The organism is Kitasatospora sp. NPDC006697 (assembly GCF_042869935.1).
In the GTDB taxonomy this organism is placed as follows: domain Bacteria; phylum Actinomycetota; class Actinomycetes; order Streptomycetales; family Streptomycetaceae; genus Kitasatospora.
This window is the reverse complement of sequence record NZ_JBIAGU010000010.1, coordinates 248,364-268,886: the sequence shown is the minus strand read 5'-3', so window position 1 is coordinate 268,886 and position 20,523 is coordinate 248,364. Positions and strand designations below refer to the sequence as shown.

Here is a 20,523-nt window from a genome sequence, read left to right as displayed (position 1 = left end):
GGTGGGGCGCGCCGGCCGGGGCGGGGGGGGGGGGGGGGGGTATGTGTGGGGGGGGGGGGGTTTTTGGGGGGGGGGGGGGGGCCCCCCCCCCGCCGCCCCCCCCCCCCCCCACCGCAGACTGTGCGCCTGAGCACCGAGTACGGCCTACCGCAGGCGCGTCGCGATCCGCACGAGGTCGGCGACGGCCCTGGACCGGCTCTGCGGCGGCCAGGCGATCACGGTGGTGACCGGCGGCGCGTCCAGCACGGGCACGGTGGCGAGATCGCCGTGCAACTGGGACCGGCAGGACTCCGGCGAGACCGAGCAGGCCCGGCCGAGCGCGACAAGCTGCAACAGCTGCGCGTGGTCGCGGACCTGGGGGCCGGGGCCGGGCGGATAGCTGCCGTCGGGATGGGGCCAGCGCGGCAGCGGCAGACCCGGGAGCCCGGTGATGTCGGCCATCCGCACCTCGGCCCGCGCGGTGAGCGGGTGCCCGGCCGGCAGCACCACCACCTGCCCCTCCGTGCCGAGTTCCTCGGTGTGCAACCCGGCCGTCGAGTCGAACGGCCGGTGCAGCAGCGCCACATCGGCCCGGCCCTCGCGCAGGAACCGCTCCTGCTCGGCCGGTCCACAGAGGATGACGTCGACGGCGACCGCGCCGGGTTCGGCGGCATACGCGTCGAGCAGTTCCGCCAGCAGCTCGCGGGACGCGCTGGCCTTGGTGACCAGGGTCAGACCGGGACGGCCGGTCGCGGAGCCGGCGGCACGGCGGGTCCGGCGCTCGGCGGCCTCGACCGCGTCGAGCGCCGCCCGGCCCTCGACCAACAGCACCGAACCGGCCTCGGTCAGCGTGACCGTACGGCTGGTCCGGTCCAACAGCCTTGCCCCGAGCCGGCGTTCGAGCTGCTGTATGGCCCGCGACAGCGGCGGCTGAGCCATCCCGAGCCGCTCCGCGGCCCGCCCGAAGTGCAACTCCTCGGCGACCGCGACGAAGTAGCGCAGTTCCCGCGTCTCCATGCGGCCACGCTACCCCGGATCCATACCCGGGCGGTATGGGTGTCCACCCGATCGGTCTTGGACCTCCGGCCAGGGCCGGGAGCAGCATGGTGCCCATGAGCGAACGAACGATCGCGCTGGTCACCGGCGCGAACAAGGGAATCGGCTACGAGATCGCGGCGGGCCTGGGCGCCCTCGGCTGGAGCATCGGCGTCGGGGCCCGCGACGAGCAGCGCCGCGAGTCCGCGGTGGAACGCCTGCGCGCGGCCGGTGCCGATGCCTTCGGCGTGCCGCTGGACGTGACCGACGACGCGAGCGCCACCGCCGCCGCCCGGCTGCTCGAGGACCGCGCCGGGCGCCTCGACGTGCTCGTCAACAACGCCGCCATCACCGGCGACTGGCCGCAGGAGCCCACCCGGATCGACCCCGGCACCATCCGAACGGTCGTGGAGACCAACGTGATCGGCGTCCTCCGCGTCACCAACGCGATGCTGCCCCTGCTGCGCCGCTCCGCCTCACCGCGGATCGTCAACATGTCCAGCAGCGTCGGCTCGCTGACCCGGCAGTCCGAGACCGACGACGTGCAGGCCATCGGCCCGCTGGCCGCCGGCTACCCGCCCTCGAAGTCGTTCCTGAACGCCCTCACGGTGCAGTACGCCCGCGAGCTGCGCGGGACGAACATCCTGATCAACCTCGGCTGCCCCGGCTACGTCGCGACCGACCTCAACGGCTTCCGCGGCGTGCGCACCCCGGAACAAGGCGCGGCGATCGCCATCAAGCTCGCCACCCTGCCCGACGACGGCCCCACTGGCGGGTTCTTCGAGGACGCCGGCGAAGTGCCCTGGTGAGCGGTGTGCCGGCGGACGGGGTCGGGGAGCCGTCGCACCGCCAGGAGCCGGCGGGGCCGATCACGCCAGGCGCCTCGTCCTGAGTCCGTGCGGCGGACGGGGGTCGAGTCCCGGAGGGTGTCGCCGGCCCCGGCGACACCCTCCGCATCCGATCGGCTCCACCGACCTCCACAGTCCCCTCCCTCTACAGTCCCCTCATGGACCTCACCTGGCGCGAGCTCGACCGCACCACCCTCCTCTCCCACTTCGGCCGCTCCACCGACCGCGTCGAGTTCGAACTCCCCGACGGCCACAAGCGCACCTTCTACCTCAAGCGCGAGCGCCCCGCCGCCGTCGTCCTCGCGCTCACCCCGGAGCGCGAGGTCGTCCTCACCCGGCAGTACCGCCCCGGGCCGGCGCAGATCTTCCTGGACCTCCCCGGCGGCTTCCTCAAACCAGACGAGGACCCCGCCGCGGCCGCCGCCCGCGAACTGCTCGAGGAGACCGGCTACCGGGGCGACCTCCGCCTGGTCTCCTCCTTCTTCCACGACGCCTACTCCGACGCCCTCCGCTACGCCTGCGTCGCCACCGACTGCGCCCTGGTCGCCGAACCCCACCACGACCCGGCCGAGTTCATCGAGGTCACCACCCTCCCGCTCGCCGAGTTCCACACCCGGGTGCTGCGCAGCGGCCGCCTCTCCGATCCCGCCGCCGCCTACCTCGCCCTGGACCACCTGGGTCTGCTCTGATCCCCTGACCTGCGGTCTTTCCGGGTGACACCCGACGGCCCGCCGCGCGCGTCTCCCGCTCCCGCCGTCATCCGCCGCCCGATACTCCGCCCATGAGCCCCCTCCCCAGGACCGCCCTGCTCCGCCTCGCCGCCGTCACCGCCCTCCTCGCGCTCTCCGTCCCCGCCGCGACCGCAGCCACCCCCGCCACCTCCGACGCCGCTTCCCGGCCCTGCGCCGGCTCCCCGCGCCCCAGTGGCGGCCCGGCGCTCGACGTGGTCCGGATCGCCGAGCAGGCCAAGGCAGAGCTCCACCTCAAGTCCGTCCTGCTGCGCGTCACCGAGGACGGCCACGAACTCGTCACCACCGCCCTCGGCGAGTCGATGACCGGCGTGCCCGCCGAGCCGGCGATGCACTTCCGCAACGGCAACATCGCGATCAGCTACCTGGGCACGGCCCTCCTCCGCCTCGCCGACCGGGGCCGGGTCGACCTCGACGACCCCGTCACCCGCTGGCTGCCCGACCTCCGCAACGCCGACGGCATCACCCTGGGCATGCTCGGCGCCTCCACCACCGGGCTGGTCGACTACGTCAAGGTCCCGGGCTTCGGGCAGTCCGTCTACGCGGACCCGTTCCGCCAGTGGACGGCGGACGAGCTGGTGAACCTGTCGACCAGTCGGGACCGGCTCTACGACCCGGGCACCAACTGGAGCTACTCGCACGCCAATTTCGTCATCCTCGGCGAGGCGCTGGAGAAGATCACCGGCATCCGGACCGACCAGCTGATCCAGCAGCTCGTCCTCGACCCGCTCGCCCTCCACGAGACCCGCAACAGCTACACCCCCGACATCCCCACCCCCGTCCTGCACGCCTTCACGGCCGAGCGCGGGACGTACGAGGAGTCGACGTTCTGGAACCCCTCCTGGACCACGGCCCCGGGCGCCGTCGAGACCACCGACATCTGCGACCTGGCCCGCTCGGCCGCCGGCATCGGCTCGGGCGAACTGCTCTCCCCGGCCGGCTACCGGAAGCTGCTCGACCCGGGCACGGTCGGCCTCGGCCACCCCACCGCCAAGTGCCCGGCCGACATCTGCCTCCCCAACACCGAGGCCACCCACTACGGCATGGGCGTGGTCGTGCTCAACGGCTGGATCGCCCAACACCCGCTCTTCTTCGGCTACTCCGCCGCCCAGGCCTACCTCCCCTGCGACCACCTGGCGATCGCCGTCGCCACCACCGAGGACCCGGGCTCCCCCGGCGGCCACACCGCCCACCTGATCACCCAGCGCATCGCCGCCGCCCTCGCCCCGGGGCAGCCGATCCCGGACTTCGGCTGACGGGTCAGGGGGACCGGCTCAGAACCCGTGCTCGGCGCACCAGGCTTCGAGCGCGGGTGTGGTCCCCCTCCCGACCGCACCGGCCGCCACCGCAAGGCGCGCTGTCGCATCAGGTTCTCACGCAGGGCCTCCGGCACCCGGTACGTGCTCGCGCCCCCAGGCCCCCAGCGGCTTCAGTGCGGCGTTCAGCTCCCGCCCGACCTGCGTCAGCGAGTACTCCACCCGCGGCGGGACCTCCTCGTACGCCTTCCGGTGCACGATCCCGTCCGTCTCCAACTCCCGCAGATGCGCGGAGAGCACCTTCTCCGTGATGCCCGGGACCAAGCGCCGCAGCTCGCCGAATCGGCACTGCGGGCGGGCGTCGAGTGCCCAGAGGATGAGCACCTTCCACTTGCCGCCGATCACGTCCATCGCGGCGTCTATCCCGCACACGTACGCCCCCACCGCCGGTCGCGGCACCGTCGCCATCTTCCCGCCCCCACTCGGTCCGTCGCTGGCCTCAGCGTAGCCACCCACTTCGAGGCGCGTACTTGATCATGGAATCGTGGACACGGGGCTGATTCCCATGACACACACCCCTGTTGAGCCGGTCATCCTGCTCGGCCTCGGCGCGAGGGGCACCGCGCTCGGCTCGCCGGGGCCCGGAGGATCCGACCGGTGCGATCGACCTCCTGCGCGGCTAGGCTGGCCCTTCGCAGCAGAACGAAGCGAAGGGGGCCCGGGTGAGCCAGTACTACGAGCTGGACGGCACGACCCTCTGGAACGCGGCGACCGGCGTCTCCCGTCTCTTCCTCCGCCAGCTGGCCGTCTTCGAAGCCGAGTTGGGCCTGCCCTCCGGCATCGGACCGATGTACTCCGACGAGTGCCGGATCGCCCCCGCCGAGCTCGCCCCCTTCGCCGACGCCGTCCTCGCCCATCACCAGCGCACCCGCCACCCCGTCATCCGCGCGCTCTCCGGGGGCTTCACCGCCACCCTCCTCGCCCTCGCCGAACGCGCCGGTGCCGCGCCCGACTTGACCCCGCATCCCGAACTGCGCGCCATGACCCGGGAGCTCTCCCGCACCATGGCCCGCTGACGAGCCGACCAGGAGCCCGCCCCATGCCCCACCTCTCCTACGGCGACGTCAAGGCCGCCGCCGATCGCATCGCCGGCCACCTGCGCCCGGTGCCCGTGGCCGAAGCCGGCCCCCACCGGTGGCTGGCACTCGAACTGCTGCAGCACACCGGGAGCTTCAAGGCCCGGGGCGCGCGCAACTTCGTGCAGGCGCAGCAGGAGGCGGGCGCCCTGCCCGAGGCGGGCGTGACCATCGCCTCCGGGGGCAACGCGGGGCTGGCCTGCGCCTGGGCGGCGCGGGAGTCGGGGGTGCGGGCGACGGTCTTCCTGCCCGCCAACGCGCCCGCCGTGAAGGTGGCCAGGCTGCGCGGCTACGGCGCCGAGGTGCGACTGACCGGCAGCGAGTACGCCGAAGCACTGGCCGCCTGCGAGGAGTTCGCCGCCGCCAGTGGTGCGCTCGCCTCGCACGCCTACGACCACCCGCTGATCGCGGCCGGCGCGGGCACCCTGGTGGACGAGATCCGCCGCCAACTGCCCGAGCTGGACACGGTGGTGGTCTCGGTCGGCGGCGGCGGGCTGTTCGCCGGGGTGGCCACCGCCGCCCGCGAGCACGGCATCCGCACGGTCGCCGTCGAGCCGGCGAACTGCCGGGCCCTCGACGCCGCCCTCACCGCCGGCGAGCCGGTGGACGTCCCCGTGGACTCGGTCGCCGCCGACTCCCTCGGCGCCCGCCGCGCCACCCCGCTGGCGCTGGCCGCCGCCCGCCAGGGCGACGTGCGGACCGTCCTGGTGCCGGACGAGGCGATCGTCCGGGCCCGCCGAATGCTCTGGGACGACCGGCGGTTGGCCGTCGAGCACGCCGCCGCCACCGCGCTGGCCGCGCTCACCACGCGCGCCTACGAGCCCGAGCCCGGCGAGCGCGTCTGTGTGGTGCTCTGCGGCGCCAACACCGACCCGTCCGACCTGGTGCGCTGATGGATCAGCGGCCGCCCCTGCCCGCCCCGCTCACCACTGGCCGGGCTGGTACCCCCCGGCCGGCTGCTGCACCAGCACGTTCAACCGGTTGTAGGTGTTGATCAGCGCGACCAGCGAGACCAGCGCCACCAGCTGCTCCTCGTCGAACTGCTCGGCCGCCTTCGCCCAGACCGCGTCCGGCACGCCCCCGGCGGCGTCGGCGATCCGGGTGCCCTGCTCGACGAGGTCCAGCGCGGCCCGCTCCTGCTCGGTGAAGACGGTGGCCTCGCGCCAGACGGCGACCAGGTTGAGCCGGGTCTGCTCCTCGCCGGCGTGCAGGGCGTCCTTGCTGTGCATGTCGGTGCAGAAGCCGCAGCCGTTGATCTGGCTGGCCCGCAGCTTCACCAGCTCCTGCACCCGGGCCGGCAGCGTGGAGTCGGAGATGACCTTGCCCGCCGAGTTGATGTACTTCGCGAACTTGGCGCCGACAGCGTTGCTGTAGAAGTCGATCCGCGCGTCCATGGTGTGCTCCTCAGTGGTCCCTAGGCGGCCCGTAAGCGGCCCGTAGCGTTGCTTGCACCACCCTGACGAAGCCCGAACGGCGGATGTGACGGGCTCGGCAGAAAAATCTTTTCTACAGCCAAGCTGTACAGCTCGCTGTATTTCTGCCTACACTGCGGTGTGCCCGCCACCGCGCTCCACCGACCGGTCACCGACGCCGAGCCCCAGCCGTTCGGCCGCCGGTTCGTCAGCCCGTTGCTGCTCGGCTCGGCGCTCAACCCGATCAACAGCTCGATGATCGCCACCGGCCTGGTCGGTATCGGCCTGGACTTCCACAAGGGCCCCGGCACCACGGCCTCGCTGATCTCCGTGCTCTACCTGTGCAGCGCGGTGGCCCAGCCGACCATGGGCAAGCTGGCCACCGTCTTCGGCGCCCGCCGGGTCTTCGTCGGCGGGCTGCTGGTGCTGGTGCTGGCGGGCCTGATCGGGGCCACCGCACCGGCCTTCGGGTTCCTGCTGCTCTCCCGGGCGCTGATCGGCATCGGCACCTCGGCCGCCTACCCGACCGCGATGGCGCTGGTCCGCCGCCGGGCCGACCGGACCGGCGGCGGGGTGCCCAGCCGGGTGCTCGGCAACTTCTCGATCGCCGCCCAGGTGACCGTCGTGGTCGGCCTGCCGCTCGGCGGGGTGCTCGCCGGGTCGTTCGGCTGGCGCGCGCTCTTCCTGGTCAACGTGCCGCTGGCACTGCTGGCGCTGGTCCTCACGCTGACCGGCGTCCCCCGTGACAGCCCCGCCGAGGCTCCGGGCCGGGAGCCGCTGGCCGTGCTGGTCGACCTGCCCGGCGTGCTGCTCTTCGCCGGCACGGTGACCAGCCTGCTGCTCTTCCTCTCCCGGCTGACCCGCCCGGTCTGGTGGCAGTTCGGCCTCTTCACCCTGCTCGCCACCGCCCTGGCCGTCTGGGAGCGGCGGGCGGCCCGGCCGCTGGTGGACGTGCGGATGCTCGGCCGCAACCTGCCGCTGCTGCGCACCTACCTGCGCCAGACCGTGGTGGCGCTCGGCACCTACACCGCGCTCTACGGCACCAGCCAGTGGATGGAGCAGGCCGCGCACTACAGCGCCTCGCAGGTCGGGCTGATCATGCTGCCGCTCTCCGGCTCCAGCATCGTGCTGGCCCGGCTGGTCTCCAACCGGGGCGTGATCCGGGGGCCGCTGGTGCTGACCGGCCTCTGCCTGCTGCTCACCGGCGCCGTGCTGCTGCGGATCACCCACGGCTCCCCGGTGCTGGTGCTGATCGGCATGTCACTGCTCTTCGGCCTCGCCAACGGGTTCAGCGGGTTCGCCAACCAGGCCGCGCTCTACGTGCAGGCGCCGGCCGCCGAGGTGGCGGTGGCCTCGGGGCTGTACCGCACCTTCGCCTACGTCGGCGCGATCTTCTCGGCCAGCCTGATCGGCCTCGCCTTCGGCGGGCGGGCGGGGGACGCCGGGCTGCACACCATCGGGTGGGTGACGATCGGCATCGGGCTGATCAGCCTGCTGCTCACCGTGCTGGACCGCCGGATCCCGGCCCGCGCCGACGACTGACGGACTCCTCAGCCCTCCCCCGCCGCGCCCAGCGGCAGCGCCCGCCCCAGCCCGGCCCGGGACCGCACGCCCAGCTTGCGGTAGATCCGGGAGAGCGTGCCCTCCACCGTCTTCACGCTGAGGAACATCGCCGCCGCCACCTCCCGGTTGGTCGCCCCCTCGGCCGCAAGCCGGGCCACCCGCTGCTCGGTGGCCGTGAGCAGCGGGTGCCCGGCGGCCTCGTCCAGCCGGTCCAGCTCCTGGACGGCCCGGGCCAGCAGCGGTCCGGCCCCGGCGGCGGTGGCGAGCGCCCGTGCCTCCAGCAGCGCGGCCCGCGCACCGGTCCGGTGCCGCAGGCGGCGCTCCACCGAGCCGAGCGCCAGCAGGGTGCGGGCCAGTTCGAGCCGGTGCCCGGCCGCGCGCTGCTGGTCCGCCGCGATCCGCAGCAGCGCCACCGCCTCCCGGGCCCGGCCGAGCCCGGCCAGGGCCAGTGCCTCGGCGCGGCGCAGCGGGGCGTCGGCGAACAGCGGGCGGCGGTCCCAGGACTCGGTCAGCTGCCGGGCCGTGCTGACCACCTCCTGCGCGCACCGGTGGTCGCCGAGGGCCACCAGCGCCTCGGCGAGCAGCGCCCGGGTGCGGATGCCGGCCGGGTCGGCACGGCCGGTGCCGGGCGGCAGCCGGCAGGCGGCCTCCAGCAGTTCGGTGGCGGCCGCGTACCCGGCGGCGGTGCCGAGCAGCAGGTCCGCCTCGCCCGCGACGGTGAGCGCCTGCGCCTGTTGCCAGTGGTCCCCGGCGGCCGCCCAGCCCGCCGCCGCCCGTTCGGCCAGTCGGCGGGCGCGGTCGGTGCTGCCCCCGGCGAGTTCGGCGCTCGCGACGGCGAGCACGGCGTCCAGCCGGGCGGTGAGGGCCAGCGGTTCGCCCTGCCAGGCGAGCAGGTCCTCCAGCCGGCCCGCCAGTTCGAGCGCGGCGGCCGCGTCCTCCCCGGCGGTGGCCTGCGCGGTGACCAGCAGGGTGAGGGCCGCCAGTTGCTCCTCGGGCTCGCCGGCCCCGAACCGGCCGGCCTCCGCGGGAGCCGGTTCCCCGAGGGCCAGCGCGACCCGCAGCGCCTCCACCGCGGACGGCAGGCCGGAGGCGGCCGTCCTGGCGCCCGCCAGGTCCCCGACCGCCGCCCTGGCCCGGGCCAGCACGCTACCGGCGGCCGGGTGGGCCCTCGGGTGCGCGGCGGCGGCCTCGGCGTGGCCCAGAGCCACGGCCGGGCGGCCCGCCGAGAGCTGCTGCTCGGCGGCCCAGCGGAGCAGTTCGGCCGCCTCCCGGCTCTGCGCGGGCGCCTCGGCCAATCCGGCGGCTATCAACTCCCCGGTGGCGGCCAGACTCTGACCCACGGCGGCCGCCCGGACCAGGATCAGCCGGGCCCGGGCCCGCAGCGCCGCCGTCCGGCTCTGGGCCAGCACCTGCCGGGCCAGGGCGCAGGCCTGCTCGGGGGCGGCGGTGCGGGCGCTCTCCAGCAGCACGGCCGCACCCACCTGGTGCCCGTGTCTGCGCTGACGCTCCGCCAGTCTGGCGATCCGTCGGGACACCGTCGCCCGATCCTCACCGAGGTCGGCGCCCGCCAGCGCCAGCGCCACCCCGGGGTTGCCCAGCGCCCCGCGCTGCACCTCCCGCTGCACGCGGGCCGGCAGCGGCCACCCCGCCGCCCGCTCCGCCAGCACCCGCGCCAACGCGCCCGCCCGCAGCGGCCCGAGAGCCACCTCGGGCAGTTCCCCGAACCCGTCGCCACCCTCCCCCACCACGAGGGCCCGCACCCCCGCTGCCACCGCCCGCCGCACCGCGAACCGCAGCACCGAGGCGCTGGCCGGGTCCAGCCACCGCACCCCGTCGAGCAGCAGCAGCACGCCGCCCGCCTCGCGCCGCAGGGCGAGCAGCAGCTCCAGCACCGCCCGCCGCACCGCCAGTTGCCCGGCCCCGCCCTCCGGCGCCGCCCGCCGCAGCAGCACTGCCCGCAGGGCGCCGCCCAGCACCGGGCCGAGCGCGTCGAACCGCTCCTCCGGCAGGGCGCCGAACAGGTCGCCGAGCGCGGCCCAGGGCAGGCCGCGCTCCTCCGCGCTGGGCGCGCAGCGCAGCACCAGCCGCCCCTGCGCCGCCGCCTCCCCGGCGAGCACCCGGGCGAGCGCGCTGCGCCCGATGCCGGGCGGTCCGGTCAGCAGCACGGCGCCGTGCCGGTGCAGCGCCTGCCGGGCGGCGGCCAGTTCGGCCGCCCTGCCGTGCAGTCCGACCGCGGCACCCGGCTCCGACAAGACCGCCTCCCGAAATGACTAATGGCATGCACCTGACAGCAAGTGCATGCCACCGCCGCCCGGACCGGGGCACCATCCCAGCCCCGTGCTGACGACGCGTCAATAGCGCAGCCCGTGCAACTCCGCAGCCGACACGGGACATTCACCCTGGTTCGCGGGGCGTCACACCGGGGCGGCCCCCGAGTGGGGCGACGGCGCCGGAGCGCCACCGCCTCAGGCCGCTTCGAAGCCCGAGTGGCCCGCGATCTTCTTCAGCTCGGCCAGGGCGTGCTTCTCGATCTGGCGGATCCGCTCACGCGTCAGGCCGTGCTGCTTGCCCACCTCGGTGAGGGTGCGCTCGCGGCCGTCCTCCATCCCGTAGCGGGAGCGGATGATCGAGGCGGTGCGGTCGTCGAGCCGGCCGATCAGGTCGTCCAGCTCCTCGCGGCGCAGCATCACCAGCACCGCGTCCTCCGGGGAGACCGCGCCGGTGTCCTCGACCAGGTCGCCGAACTGGGTCTCGCCCTCGTCGTCCACCGCCATGTTGAGGCTGACCGGATCGCGGGCCCAGTCCAGCACGTCCTTGATCCGGGCCTCGGTGGTGTCCAGCTCGGCGGCGATCTCGGCGGGCTCGGCCTCGCGGCCCAGCTCCTTGGACTTCTCGCGCTGGACCCGCCGGATCCGGCCCAGCTCCTCGACCAGGTGCACGGGCAGCCGGATGGTGCGCGACTGGTCGGCGATCGAGCGGGTGATCGCCTGCCGGATCCACCAGGTCGCGTAGGTGGAGAACTTGAAGCCCTTGGCGTAGTCGAACTTCTCGACCGCGCGCACCAGGCCCGCGTTGCCCTCCTGGATCAGGTCCAGCAGCGGCAGGCCGCTGCGCGGGTAGCGGCGGGCGACCGCGACGACCAGGCGCAGGTTGGAGCGGATGAAGACGTCCTTCGCCCGCTCCGCGTCGGCGGCTATCGCCTCCAACTCCTCGCGGGTGACGCCCTCGGGCAGCGCGGCCCCGCCGTCGCCGGCCTCGTCCAGCAGGTGCTGGGCGTACACGCCGGCTTCGATCCGCAGCGACAGTTCGACCTCCTCGGCGGCGTCGAGGAGGGGGGTCCTGGCGATCTCGTCGAGGTACATGCCGACCAGGTCGCGGTCGGCCTCGAGGTTGGTCGGGCGGGCCGTACGAGTCCGGTCGGCCCTGTCGCGAACGACGGCACGGGTGGCCATGCTTGCTCCCTTGCTGTTGATGCCCGGGTCTGGGTCCCGCGGGGTTGCGGCAAGCGGGTCGCCGGCGGCGACGGCGCGCGCCTCCCGGTGATGCGGGACCCCGGGGGCCTCGCACGTAACGATCCAACGAACAGATTCCGGACAACATTCCCAAGTCGGCCGGATTCCTCGAAAGATGCAGTATCCTGCGCCACTTCACCGGATTCCGCGACCGGCCGTGACCGGACGCGCACCCGCCGCGAGGGGGCGCACCGCTCAACGCACCCGGCGCGCACGGCCGATCACGCGCCGCCAGGCTCGCATGCGCGCCGCCGCCGGCCCATCTGATCGGACACGCACGGACCGCACGCGCCAAGCCGCACCTCCCCAACGCCTCGGATGCCCCGAACGATCCCGGGGATGCACCGCCCAAAAGATGCCGAATCGCGACCGGTCGCCCATCGGATCGACTCACCCGACTGGGAAGGTGTCAGCCATGCACCTGACCACCGGCCGGAACCGGCCCGCCGAGCCACGGCAGCGGACCACGCTCCGCGCCCGTCTGCCCCGCTACGCGGCGGTGGCCCTCGGCGCGCTCGCGCTCTCCGCGCTGCTGCTCGGGCTGGTCGAGAGCGGCTGGGCGCCGCTGGCCCGGCTGGACCGCTCCTGGACCGACGGGCTGCACCGGTTCGCCCGGGACCACGCGGCCTTCACCGCCTCGATGCAGACCACCAGCGCGCTCGGCGGCCCGGTGGTGATGCGCGCGCTGCTCGGCCTGGCCGCCGCCTGGCTCTGGGCGATCGGCGCCCGCACCCTGGCCGCCTGGACCGCGGCGCAGGCGCTGGTCGGCTGGGGCGTGCAGTGGGCGGTCAAGCTGCTGGTGGACCGGCCGCGGCCGAGCTGGCCGGACCCGGTGGCCACCGCCCCCGGCCCCGCCTTCCCGTCCGGGCACGCGATGGCCGTGGCGATCACCGGGGCCACCCTGGTCGCGCTGGTCTGGCCGCGGGTGGACCGGCCGGCCCGGATCGCCTGCTCGGCGGTGGCGGTCGCGGCCAGCCTGCTGATCGGGTTCACCCGGATCGCGCTCGGCGTGCACTGGCCGAGCGACGTGCTGGGCGGCTGGTTCCTGGCCGCCGCGGTACTGGGCGGGACCACGGTGGCGCTGGAGCTCTGGCTGCCCGGCGCGCTCTCCCGGGACGTCCGCCGGGTGGACTGGCGGACCAGGCCGCGGGTGCAGAGCGTGCTGGCCGGCAGCGTGCCGTTCCCGGAACTGCCGTTCGGCGAGCGGGGGGCGGAGCAGCGGATCACCCCGCGAGCTGACGACCAGTGAGCTAGCTCACACGGGCGGGTGACGAACACCCGGCGTCGACTTCCCGCCACGGGACGTGGCCGGCTCCGGCGGCCGAACCGAGGCAGAAATCCTCATGAACTCGGGCATAACGGACCACATTCGCGACATTTCACGATGCCCGCAACTGTCCGAAAAAGGTCGATTCCCACCCCTGGGACCTTGATCACCCGGCACCCGGCTCCCCATCAAGTGCCCTGATGCGGCAGACTGCTTCGGCTGGGCATACCTGTGCCCGGCTCGGGGAACCGAGCATCTGACCTGCGGCACCCCGCAGCAGCACCTGCCCAGGAACCGAGCCACGGGAGTCCGATGACCACGCACACGGCGGGTGAACCGTACGGGTCGTACGGCTCGCCCGAGTCGTACGGGGCGGCCCAGCCGTACCCGGCGATGCCGGCGCAGGGTCAGCCGGAGCAGGCCGCGCCGCAGCAGCAGCCGCCGCAGCCCCAGTACTCGTACGACCAGCCGCCGCAGGTGCCGCCGTACGGCTACCAGCAGCAGCCGCCGCAGCCGGAGGCGCCGCAGGCGCGCCCGCTGTTCCGGGACGAGCAGCCCTCGTACCAGCAGCCGCCGCAGCCGCCACCCCCGCAGCAGCCCCCGTACCAGCAGTACGAGCAGCAGTACCCGGCCTACCAGCCCTACCCCGGGCCGGAGCAGCACCAGCAGGGCCGGCAGCAGCACGGCGGCTACCAGCCGTCCGAGCCCTACCTGCTGCCCGCCGACTACGCGCTGCCGCACACCTTCAACGACCCGCCCACCATGTCGCTGCGCGCGATCACGGCACAGGAGCAGTACTTCCAGATGCCGCCGGCCCCGACGGCACCGCCCTCCCTGCCCCAGCCGCGCCCGGCCGAGCCCACGGCCCCGCCGACGGCCCCGAAGCCCGAGCAGTCCGAGCAGGCCACGGCCAACCGCAACGGCCTGATCATGGCGATCGGCACCCTGGCCTCGCGCGGCCTCGGCTTCGTGCGCAGCGCCGTGCTGGCCGCGGCGCTCAGCATCGGTCCACTGGGCAGCGCCTTCAACGTGGCCAACACGCTGCCGAACGTGGTCTTCATGATGCTGATCGGCGGCGCGCTGCAGTCGGTCTTCGTGCCGGAGCTGGTCCGGGCCGCCAAGTACGACCCGGACGGCGGCGTCGCCTACACCGACCGCCTGCTCACCGTCTGCGCGGTGGCGCTCGGGGTGCTCACGGTGGTCGCGGTGCTGGTCGCCCCCGCCCTCGTCACCATCTACGCGAGCGAGTGGACCGGCGCGCAGCGCGATCTGACGGTGGCGCTCGCCCGGTTCTGCCTGCCGGAGATCTTCTTCTACGGGCTCTTCACCCTGCTCGGGCAGGTGCTCAACGCACGCGGCCGGTTCGGCGCGATGATGTGGGCGCCGGTGCTGAACAACGTGGTGGCGATCGCGGTCTTCGGCCTCTACATGGTGATCGGCGGCCAGGCCCAGGACGCCGGCCACGTGACCACCGGGCAGACCATGCTGCTCGGCATCGGCACCACGCTGGGTGTGGTGGTGCAGGTGCTCGGCCTGCTGCCTTCGCTGAAGGCCGCCAAGTTCCGCTGGCACCCGCGCTTCGACTGGCGCGGCTCGGGCCTGAGCAAGCCGCTGCGGCAGGCGACCTGGGCGCTGTTGCTGATGATCGCCACCCAGGTCGCCTTCACCGTGCTGACCGCGCTGACCACCAGCGTGGACCAGATGGGCAAGAACATCGGCCTGCTCGGCGTCGGCAACGCGGCCTACACCAACGCCTACGCGCTCTTCGTGGTGCCGCAGGGCGTGATCACCATCTCGATGGTGACCGCGATCCTGCCGCAGATGTCCCGGGCCGCCACCGAGGGCAACCTGCCGAAGATCGGCTCCGACCTGTCCCGGGTGCTGCGCAACTCGGCCGCGATGATCGTCGCCGCCACGGTGCTGTTCATCGCCTTCGCCGGGCAGATCACCCACCTCGCCTACGGCTACGGCAGCCACCAGGGGGTCGGCCTCTCGGTGATCTCCGAGTCGCTGCTGGCCTTCGCCTTCGGCATCCCGTTCTTCTGCGCCCAGTACGCGCTGGCCCGCGGCTTCTACGCGATGGGCGACGCCCGCACCCCGTTCTGGCTGACCGTGGTCGCCTCCGGCACCAATGTGCTCCTCTCCTACCTGGCCTACCTGGTGTTCAGCCCGCGCTGGATCGTGGTCGGCATGGCCGGGGCACAGAGCGTCGCCTGCGCGGTCTCCATGGTGATCACCGGCTTCGCGCTGGCTCGGCGGCTGCGCTCGCTGCCGCACGCCGTGCCGGAGGACCCGGACCGGCGGGCCGAGGTGCTGCGCTCGCTGCTGCGCAACCCGATGCGCAGCGGGCTGGACGGGCGGCGGGTCTTCGGGCTGCACCTGGGCCTGGTGCTGGCCTGCCTGCCCGGTGCACTGGTCGGGCACTTCCTGGCGGACGCGGTGAGCGGGGCGCTGAGCGGCAGCCTGGTGGTCTCGGTGCTGGGCAACGGCATCGGGCTGGGGCTGGGCTCGGTGGCGGTGCTGGTCTCGCTCTTCCTGCTGGCCAAGCCGCTGGGTGCGGCGAGCATCGTGGCGCCGCTGGCCCGCAAGCTGCGGGTGCCGTTCCCGGTCGAGCCGGAGCCGAGCGGACGCCGCCGCCGGGGCTGACCGCGGCCCTGCCGGGGCGGCCTCGATAGGGTGAACGAACATGACACCCTCTCAGCCCTCCGCTTTCGCCCTGCCCGACGCGCCGCTGCGGATCGCCGCGGCCCAGTGCTCCGTGGTCCCCGGTGACGTCGACGCCAACGCGGCCCGGGCCGCCGGGCTGATCCGGCAGGCCGCGGCCGAGGGCGTGCGGCTGGTGGTCTTCGCGGAGAAGTTCCTCACCGGCTACGAGCCCGAGCTGATCGTCTCCGACCCGGCCCGCTACACCGTCGCCGAGAACGACCCCCGGCTCGCCCCGATCGCCGCCGCCTGCCGGGAGACCGGCACCGCCGCCGTGGTCGGCGCGGCCAGCTCGGCCGTGCCCGGGGAGCTGCGGGTCTCCGTGCTGGTCTTCGGCGCCGACGGCACGGTGCTCACCCGCTACGACAAGCAGCACCTGTTCACCAGCGAGAAGGGGATCTACTCCCCCGGCGAGGCCGGGTGCACCCTGGAGCTGGACGGCTGGCGGCTCGGCCTGGCGATCTGCTACGACACCGGCTTCCCCGAGCACGCCCGGGACGCCGCGCTGGACGGCTGCCACGCCTACCTGGCCAGCGCGCTCTTCGGCACCGGGCACGGCCGGGTCCAGCGGGCCGTCTGGTTCCCGGCCCGGGCGCTGGACAACACCTGCTACACGCTGCTGGCCAACCACATCGGCGCCACCGGCGGCTGGGACACCTGCGGCGGCAGCGGCGTCTGGGCCCCGGACGGCACGCTGCTGATCGAGGCCGGCCAGGCCGACGGCACGCTGGCGGTCGCCGAGCTGGACCCGGCGGTGCTGCGCGCCGTCCGCGGGGAGCTGGAGATGCTGGCCGACCTCGCCCTGCGGGACGCCGTGGCCGACGAGGGCCGGCGCACGGTGTCGCTCGGCTAGGGCGTCCCGCAGAGCAGGGCGGCGCGCAGGTCCAGGCGGTCGTCCAGCCGGGCCAGGTCCCGGGCGGTCAGCTCCTCGATCCGGCGGATCCGGTAGTGCACGGTGTTCACGTGGACGTGCAGCGCCTCGGCGGTACGGGCCCAGGAGCAGTCGTGCTCGAGGAAGCTGACCAGGGTGGCCAGCAGCGCACCGCCGGTGCCGCGGTCGTGCTCGACCAGCGGCTCCAGCAGGCGGCGGCGGAAGGCCTGGGCCACCTCGGCCGGGATGCCGCGGACCAGGGCGGCCAGCGAGTCCAGCTCGCCGCTGGCGCCGACCGTGCCGGTGCGCGGGGCGGCGCCCGCGGCGGCGTCCAGCGCGTACCGGGCCTGGCGCAGGCCGGCCGCCAGCTCGGCCGCCGGGCGGTCCGCCCGGGGGCCGACGCCGGCCCGCAGCAGGTGCCGCTCCGGCAGCCGGGCCTGCAGCCGCGGCCAGACCTCGCGCAGGCCGGCGGCGAGCGCGGCCGGGTCGTCGGTGGCGACCACGGCCAGGGCGCCCCCGTCCGCCTTCGTGCCGACGGCGAAGCCGGCGGCCGCACCGTGCAGCGCCTCGGCCAGGGCGTCGGCGGCGGCGCCCGGTGCGTCCTGGCCGTCGATCCGGGCCGTCACCAGCACCAGCGGCTGCCCGGCCGGCAGCCCGCAGGCGGCCAGCGCCTCCAGCAGGGCGGCGGCGTGCATCGGGCCCGGGCCGGACTCGGTGAGCAGGGCCGCGAGCCGGCCGGCGGCCCGGCGGCGTTCGGCGGCCTCGCCGCGGGCCCTGGTCCAGAGCGTGCCCAGCACCTCGGCCAGGCCGTGCAGCACGGCGGCCCGGCCGGCCGGCCGCCCGTGCGGGTAGAGGTACCAGCCGTCGAACGGGTTGCCGTCGCCCTCGCCGACCGGCAGCGCGGCCGCGCCGTGCGGGTGCTCGGCGCCCGGGACGGGCAGCGCGGCGCGGACCTCCTCCGGGTCCGGCTCGGGCGCGCCGGCCGAGCTCGCGATGGTCCGGCCCGAGGCGGAGACCAGCGAGCAGGGCCCGCAGCCGAGCCCGGAGACCGCCCGGTCCAGTACCACCCCGGCCGGCGCGCCCTGGTACATCAGCTCGATCAGCTCCCGGCGGGCCTGCTCGGGCACGGCCGGCTGCAGGCTGCCCCACAGGCGCAGGTAGACCCGGTCGGTGACGGCCCGGAAGCTGGTGCCAGCCGGTACCGAGAGCAGCGGGATGCCGTGCACCTCGCAGGCGGACACCAGGGCGGGCGGCACCTCGCCGTGGGTGCCCTCGCCGGCCAGCAGCGCGGCCACCCCGGCGCTGCGCAGCGAGGTGGCGAAGCGCAGCGCCAGCGCCCGGGCCTCCGGGTGGCCGGGCTGCCACCAGACCAGGCCGGAGAGCACCAGCTCGCCGGGCTGCAGGTAGCGGGCCGGGTCCTGGAGGTCGGTGGAGGTGACTCCGGTGACCTGGCGCTCCAGCAGCTCCGGCGGCCCCCAGGCCAGCGAGAGCCGAAGGTCGGGGACCTGCAGCAGATCAGCGACGATCACCGGACGACTCCTCCATGCCGAGCGCCCGCCGAGCGGGCACCGCACCCGGCCGGCCCTCTTAACAGCCAGGGATTCAGGTGCAGAGGCATGGTAAATGCGATGGCACGGGAGGTTGAACCCTTTTGGTCGATCATCCACACCACCCCCTCGCGCCTGGTGCCCGGCACCACTGCCCGCACCATTGCGGCACTTGCTTCACTGGTGCCCCAGGCGCCGGGGCCGCCCGGTGATCGGCGCCGGTTCCCGCGGTGGACCTCCCCGCTCCTCAGCCTCGGCGGGGAGCCCCACGGCGGGCCCCGGCGCCCGGTGCCCCGCCCTGCCGTTCCGCCTGACGGTGCGTTGTGGCAGCGTTCCGTCCCGAGCGCGGGCGAACGGAGGCGGGCGGGGTGTTCCGACACTGGTGGTTCCTGCGGCTGCTCGGCGACCGGGAAACGGCCGCGCCCGCGCCGCGCGCCCCGCGGATGACCAAGGAGCAGCAGGAGCTGGTCCTCGAGGAGTGGCACACCCTGCGGGAGCGGCTGCGCGGATTCGCCGAGGAGCGGGTCGCCCTCGTCGGGGACGTGCTGCGGGCGGCCGAGCCGGACTTCCCGCCCGGCGCGGCGGACGGCCCGGCCGGCGCCGACTACCTGTGGGCGGTGGAGGCCTACCAGGCCGCCGGCAAGCTGCTCGACCAGGACGGCGCCGACCTGCCCGACCTGGCCGCCGCCGTGGTGCTGGCCGAGCGTGCCGTGGACCGGCTGGCCGCCGCCCACGAGCGGCTGGCCGGCCGGCGGCCGACCGCCCCGCCGGTCCGCTGCTTCTACAACCCCCTGCACCCGCCCGCCGCCGCGGCCAGGCCCGCCAGGAAGCAGGCCCGCCGCCGGACCGGCCCGCGCGAGGCGGCCGCCGACCGGCGACCGGCCTGCGAGTCCTGCCGGCGGGCGATCCTGGCGGGCGAGCGGCCGGACGTGCTGCCCGCGCTGCTGGAGGTGCGGCGCGCCTGGCACCGCACCCGCCGCCTGCTGGTCCCGTACTACGCCGTCCCGCAGTCCCGCTCGCCCTGGTCCGCCACCGCCTGCGGCGCCTACGACGACGGCGCGCCCGCCCTGGTGCTGCGCGGCGGGATCAGGCCTCGCCGCGCACGGCCCGGTCGGTGAACTCGACGGCCGCGCCGGTGTAGTTCGCCGGGTCCAGCAGCTCCGCCAGCTGCTGCTCCGTCAGCTTGGCCCGGACCTCCTCCTGCTCGGCGAGCACCACGCCCAGCGGGCGGCGCTCGGCGGCCGCGACGGTGGAGCAGCGGTTCAGCAGCTCCTGGGCCGTGCCGCGGCCGAGCAGCGGGGCCAGCACGGCCGCGATCCGCTCGGAGACCAGCTGGCCGCCCGTCAGGTCCAGGTTGGCCCGCATCCGCTCCGGGCGGACCTCCAGACCCTCCGTCAGCTCCGCCGCCAGGTGCGCCGCGCCGCCCGCCAGCCGCAGGCACTCGCGCAGCAGCAGCCACTCGGCGTGCCAGACGCCCGCCGAGCGCTCGTCCTCGGCGACCAGGCACTGCGCCAGGCCGGCCGAGAGCACCGGCACCTGCAGCGCGGCCGAGCGGATCAGCGTGCTGAGCACCGGGTTGCGCTTGTGCGGCATGGCGGAGGACCGCCCGCGCCCGACGGCGGCCGGCTCGGCCAGCTCGCCGACCTCGGTGCGGACCAGCACCTGCACGTCCGCCGCGATCTTGCCGAGCGCCCCGGTGAGCAGCGCGCAGGCGGCGCCCAGGTCGGCGATCGGGGTGCGCAGCGCGTGCCAGGGCAGTTCCGGTGCGGCCAGGCCGAGTTCGGCCGCGTAGGCCTCGGTGAGCCGGCGGGCGTAGTCCGGCCCGGCGCCCTCGGCGTACTCCAGGTACCCGGCCACCGTGCCGGCCGCGCCGCCGAGTTCCACCGGCAGCCGGTCGGCCAGCTCGGCCAGCCGGGTCCGGGCGGTCCGGACCAGCTCCAGCCAGCCGGCCGCCTTGATCCCGAAGGTGGTGGGCACGGCGTGCAACGCCAGGGTGCGGCCCGCCATCGTGGTGGCGCGGTGCTCGGCGGCCAGCGCGGCGAGCGCGGCGGCGGCGCGGTCGAGGTCGGGCAGGATCACCGCGATCGCCCGCTTGGCGACCAGCATCGAGCCGGTGTCCAGCACGTCCTGGCTGGTCGACCCGCGGTGCACGTACTCGGCGGCCCCCGGGTCCTCGGCGGCCACCACGGCGGTCAGCGCCCGGACCAGCCCCACCACCGGATTCGCCGCCTCCCGCCCGGCCACCGCCAGCGCCCGCAGGTCCAGCCGCTCGGCCTTCGCCAACCGCCCGATGACCTCCGCCGCCCCCTGCGGCACCGTCCCCAACCGCGCCTGCGCCCGGGCCAGCCCGGCCTCGGCGTCCAGCATCGCCTGCAGCCAGGCGGTGTCCCCGGTCTCCCGCTCCACCGGCGCCCCCACCCGCACCGGCGACAGCAGCCCGGAGTCGAGGTCGGAGGCGTCGGAAGCGTACGTGGCGTGCTCGGTCATCTCGGATGCTCCGCTGCGTCGGTCGGGCGTACGTCAGGACGGGGCCAGCGTAACCGAACGACCGTACGTGCATGTGGTTCATCCGGGAGAACGACGGGGTGCTGACCGCGCCCGACAACTGTGTGCACCTTAAATCCCCGCAGCCCCGGGTGGGTGCA

17 protein-coding genes are annotated in these 20,523 nt (G+C 75.0%); 10 read left to right on the top strand and 7 right to left on the bottom strand.

The annotated features are described in order from the left end of the window. Nucleotides 1-144 precede the first annotated feature (144 nt). Nucleotides 145-996: a LysR family transcriptional regulator gene (locus ACFYNO_RS16875; protein WP_388011908.1), complete on the bottom strand. Its 852-nt coding sequence runs from the start codon at nt 994-996 to the stop codon at nt 145-147. Nucleotides 997-1,091: 95 nt separating this feature from the next. On the opposite strand from ACFYNO_RS16875, the gene ACFYNO_RS16870 reads away from it, so the two are divergent. From ACFYNO_RS16870 to ACFYNO_RS16860, 3 genes are all read left to right on the top strand, one after another. After that, entirely contained in the window at nt 1,092-1,823 is a 732-nt protein-coding gene (locus ACFYNO_RS16870) for an SDR family NAD(P)-dependent oxidoreductase (protein WP_388011906.1), read from the top strand. A gap of 197 nt (nt 1,824-2,020) precedes the next feature. Then, nucleotides 2,021-2,551 (top strand): NUDIX hydrolase, encoded by a 531-nt coding sequence (locus ACFYNO_RS16865; RefSeq protein ID WP_388011904.1) that lies wholly within the window; start codon nt 2,021-2,023, stop codon nt 2,549-2,551. 92 nt (nt 2,552-2,643) lie between these two features. Beyond that, nucleotides 2,644-3,867, top strand: coding sequence for a serine hydrolase domain-containing protein (locus ACFYNO_RS16860; RefSeq protein WP_388011902.1), 1,224 nt, complete (start codon nt 2,644-2,646; stop codon nt 3,865-3,867). 117 nt (nt 3,868-3,984) lie between these two features. On the opposite strand, the gene ACFYNO_RS16855 is transcribed toward ACFYNO_RS16860, so the two are convergent. Beyond that, nucleotides 3,985-4,335 carry a winged helix-turn-helix transcriptional regulator gene (locus ACFYNO_RS16855; protein WP_388011900.1) on the bottom strand — a complete coding sequence of 117 codons (351 nt, stop codon included), beginning with the start codon at nt 4,333-4,335 and terminating at the stop codon, nt 3,985-3,987. A gap of 254 nt (nt 4,336-4,589) precedes the next feature. Between ACFYNO_RS16855 and ACFYNO_RS16850 the strand changes: the two genes are divergently transcribed. Both ACFYNO_RS16850 and ACFYNO_RS16845 read left to right on the top strand, forming a co-directional pair. Continuing rightward, nucleotides 4,590-4,943 carry a DUF6086 family protein gene (locus tag ACFYNO_RS16850; RefSeq protein ID WP_388011898.1) on the top strand — a complete coding sequence of 118 codons (354 nt, stop codon included), beginning with the start codon at nt 4,590-4,592 and terminating at the stop codon, nt 4,941-4,943. A 23-nt stretch (nt 4,944-4,966) separates the two neighbouring features. After that, nucleotides 4,967-5,896 carry a threonine/serine dehydratase gene (locus tag ACFYNO_RS16845; protein WP_388011896.1) on the top strand — a complete coding sequence of 310 codons (930 nt, stop codon included), beginning with the start codon at nt 4,967-4,969 and terminating at the stop codon, nt 5,894-5,896. A 30-nt stretch (nt 5,897-5,926) separates the two neighbouring features. On the opposite strand, the gene ACFYNO_RS16840 is transcribed toward ACFYNO_RS16845, so the two are convergent. Continuing rightward, nucleotides 5,927-6,397 (bottom strand): carboxymuconolactone decarboxylase family protein, encoded by a 471-nt coding sequence (locus ACFYNO_RS16840; RefSeq protein ID WP_388011894.1) that lies wholly within the window; start codon nt 6,395-6,397, stop codon nt 5,927-5,929. 159 nt (nt 6,398-6,556) lie between these two features. Between ACFYNO_RS16840 and ACFYNO_RS16835 the strand changes: the two genes are divergently transcribed. Further along, entirely contained in the window at nt 6,557-7,957 is a 1,401-nt protein-coding gene (locus ACFYNO_RS16835) for an MFS transporter (protein ID WP_388011892.1), read from the top strand. Between the two features lie 8 nt (nt 7,958-7,965). On the opposite strand, the gene ACFYNO_RS16830 is transcribed toward ACFYNO_RS16835, so the two are convergent. Both ACFYNO_RS16830 and ACFYNO_RS16825 read right to left on the bottom strand, forming a co-directional pair. Continuing rightward, on the bottom strand, nt 7,966-10,230 hold the full coding sequence (locus ACFYNO_RS16830) for an AAA family ATPase (RefSeq protein ID WP_388011890.1): 2,265 nt from the start codon (nt 10,228-10,230) through the stop codon (nt 7,966-7,968). Nucleotides 10,231-10,443: 213 nt separating this feature from the next. Continuing rightward, nucleotides 10,444-11,430 (bottom strand): sigma-70 family RNA polymerase sigma factor, encoded by a 987-nt coding sequence (locus ACFYNO_RS16825; protein WP_388011888.1) that lies wholly within the window; start codon nt 11,428-11,430, stop codon nt 10,444-10,446. Between the two features lie 475 nt (nt 11,431-11,905). Here ACFYNO_RS16825 and ACFYNO_RS16820 point away from each other — a divergent pair, with 475 nt between their 5' ends. The 3 genes from ACFYNO_RS16820 (at nt 11,906) to ACFYNO_RS16810 (ending at nt 16,313) form a co-directional block, all read left to right on the top strand. Beyond that, nucleotides 11,906-12,739 (top strand): phosphatase PAP2 family protein, encoded by an 834-nt coding sequence (locus ACFYNO_RS16820; protein WP_388011886.1) that lies wholly within the window; start codon nt 11,906-11,908, stop codon nt 12,737-12,739. Nucleotides 12,740-13,069: 330 nt separating this feature from the next. Beyond that, on the top strand, nt 13,070-15,403 hold the full coding sequence (gene murJ / locus ACFYNO_RS16815; protein WP_388011884.1) for a murein biosynthesis integral membrane protein MurJ: 2,334 nt from the start codon (nt 13,070-13,072) through the stop codon (nt 15,401-15,403). Between the two features lie 40 nt (nt 15,404-15,443). Beyond that, entirely contained in the window at nt 15,444-16,313 is an 870-nt protein-coding gene (locus ACFYNO_RS16810; RefSeq protein WP_388011882.1) for a carbon-nitrogen hydrolase family protein, read from the top strand. Here ACFYNO_RS16810 and ACFYNO_RS16805 read toward each other — a convergent pair. Beyond that, entirely contained in the window at nt 16,310-17,860 is a 1,551-nt protein-coding gene (locus ACFYNO_RS16805; protein WP_388011880.1) for a PucR family transcriptional regulator, read from the bottom strand. The genes ACFYNO_RS16810 and ACFYNO_RS16805 overlap by 4 nt on opposite strands. Before the next feature lie 386 nt (nt 17,861-18,246). Between ACFYNO_RS16805 and ACFYNO_RS16800 the strand changes: the two genes are divergently transcribed. After that, nucleotides 18,247-18,996, top strand: a complete 750-nt coding sequence (locus tag ACFYNO_RS16800; protein ID WP_388011878.1) for a hypothetical protein — start codon at nt 18,247-18,249, stop codon at nt 18,994-18,996. On the opposite strand, the gene pcaB is transcribed toward ACFYNO_RS16800, so the two are convergent. Then, entirely contained in the window at nt 18,965-20,365 is a 1,401-nt protein-coding gene (pcaB, locus tag ACFYNO_RS16795) for a 3-carboxy-cis,cis-muconate cycloisomerase (protein ID WP_388011876.1), read from the bottom strand. The two genes, ACFYNO_RS16800 and pcaB, sit on opposite strands and share 32 nt — an antisense overlap. Between the last annotated feature and the right edge of the window lie 158 nt (nt 20,366-20,523).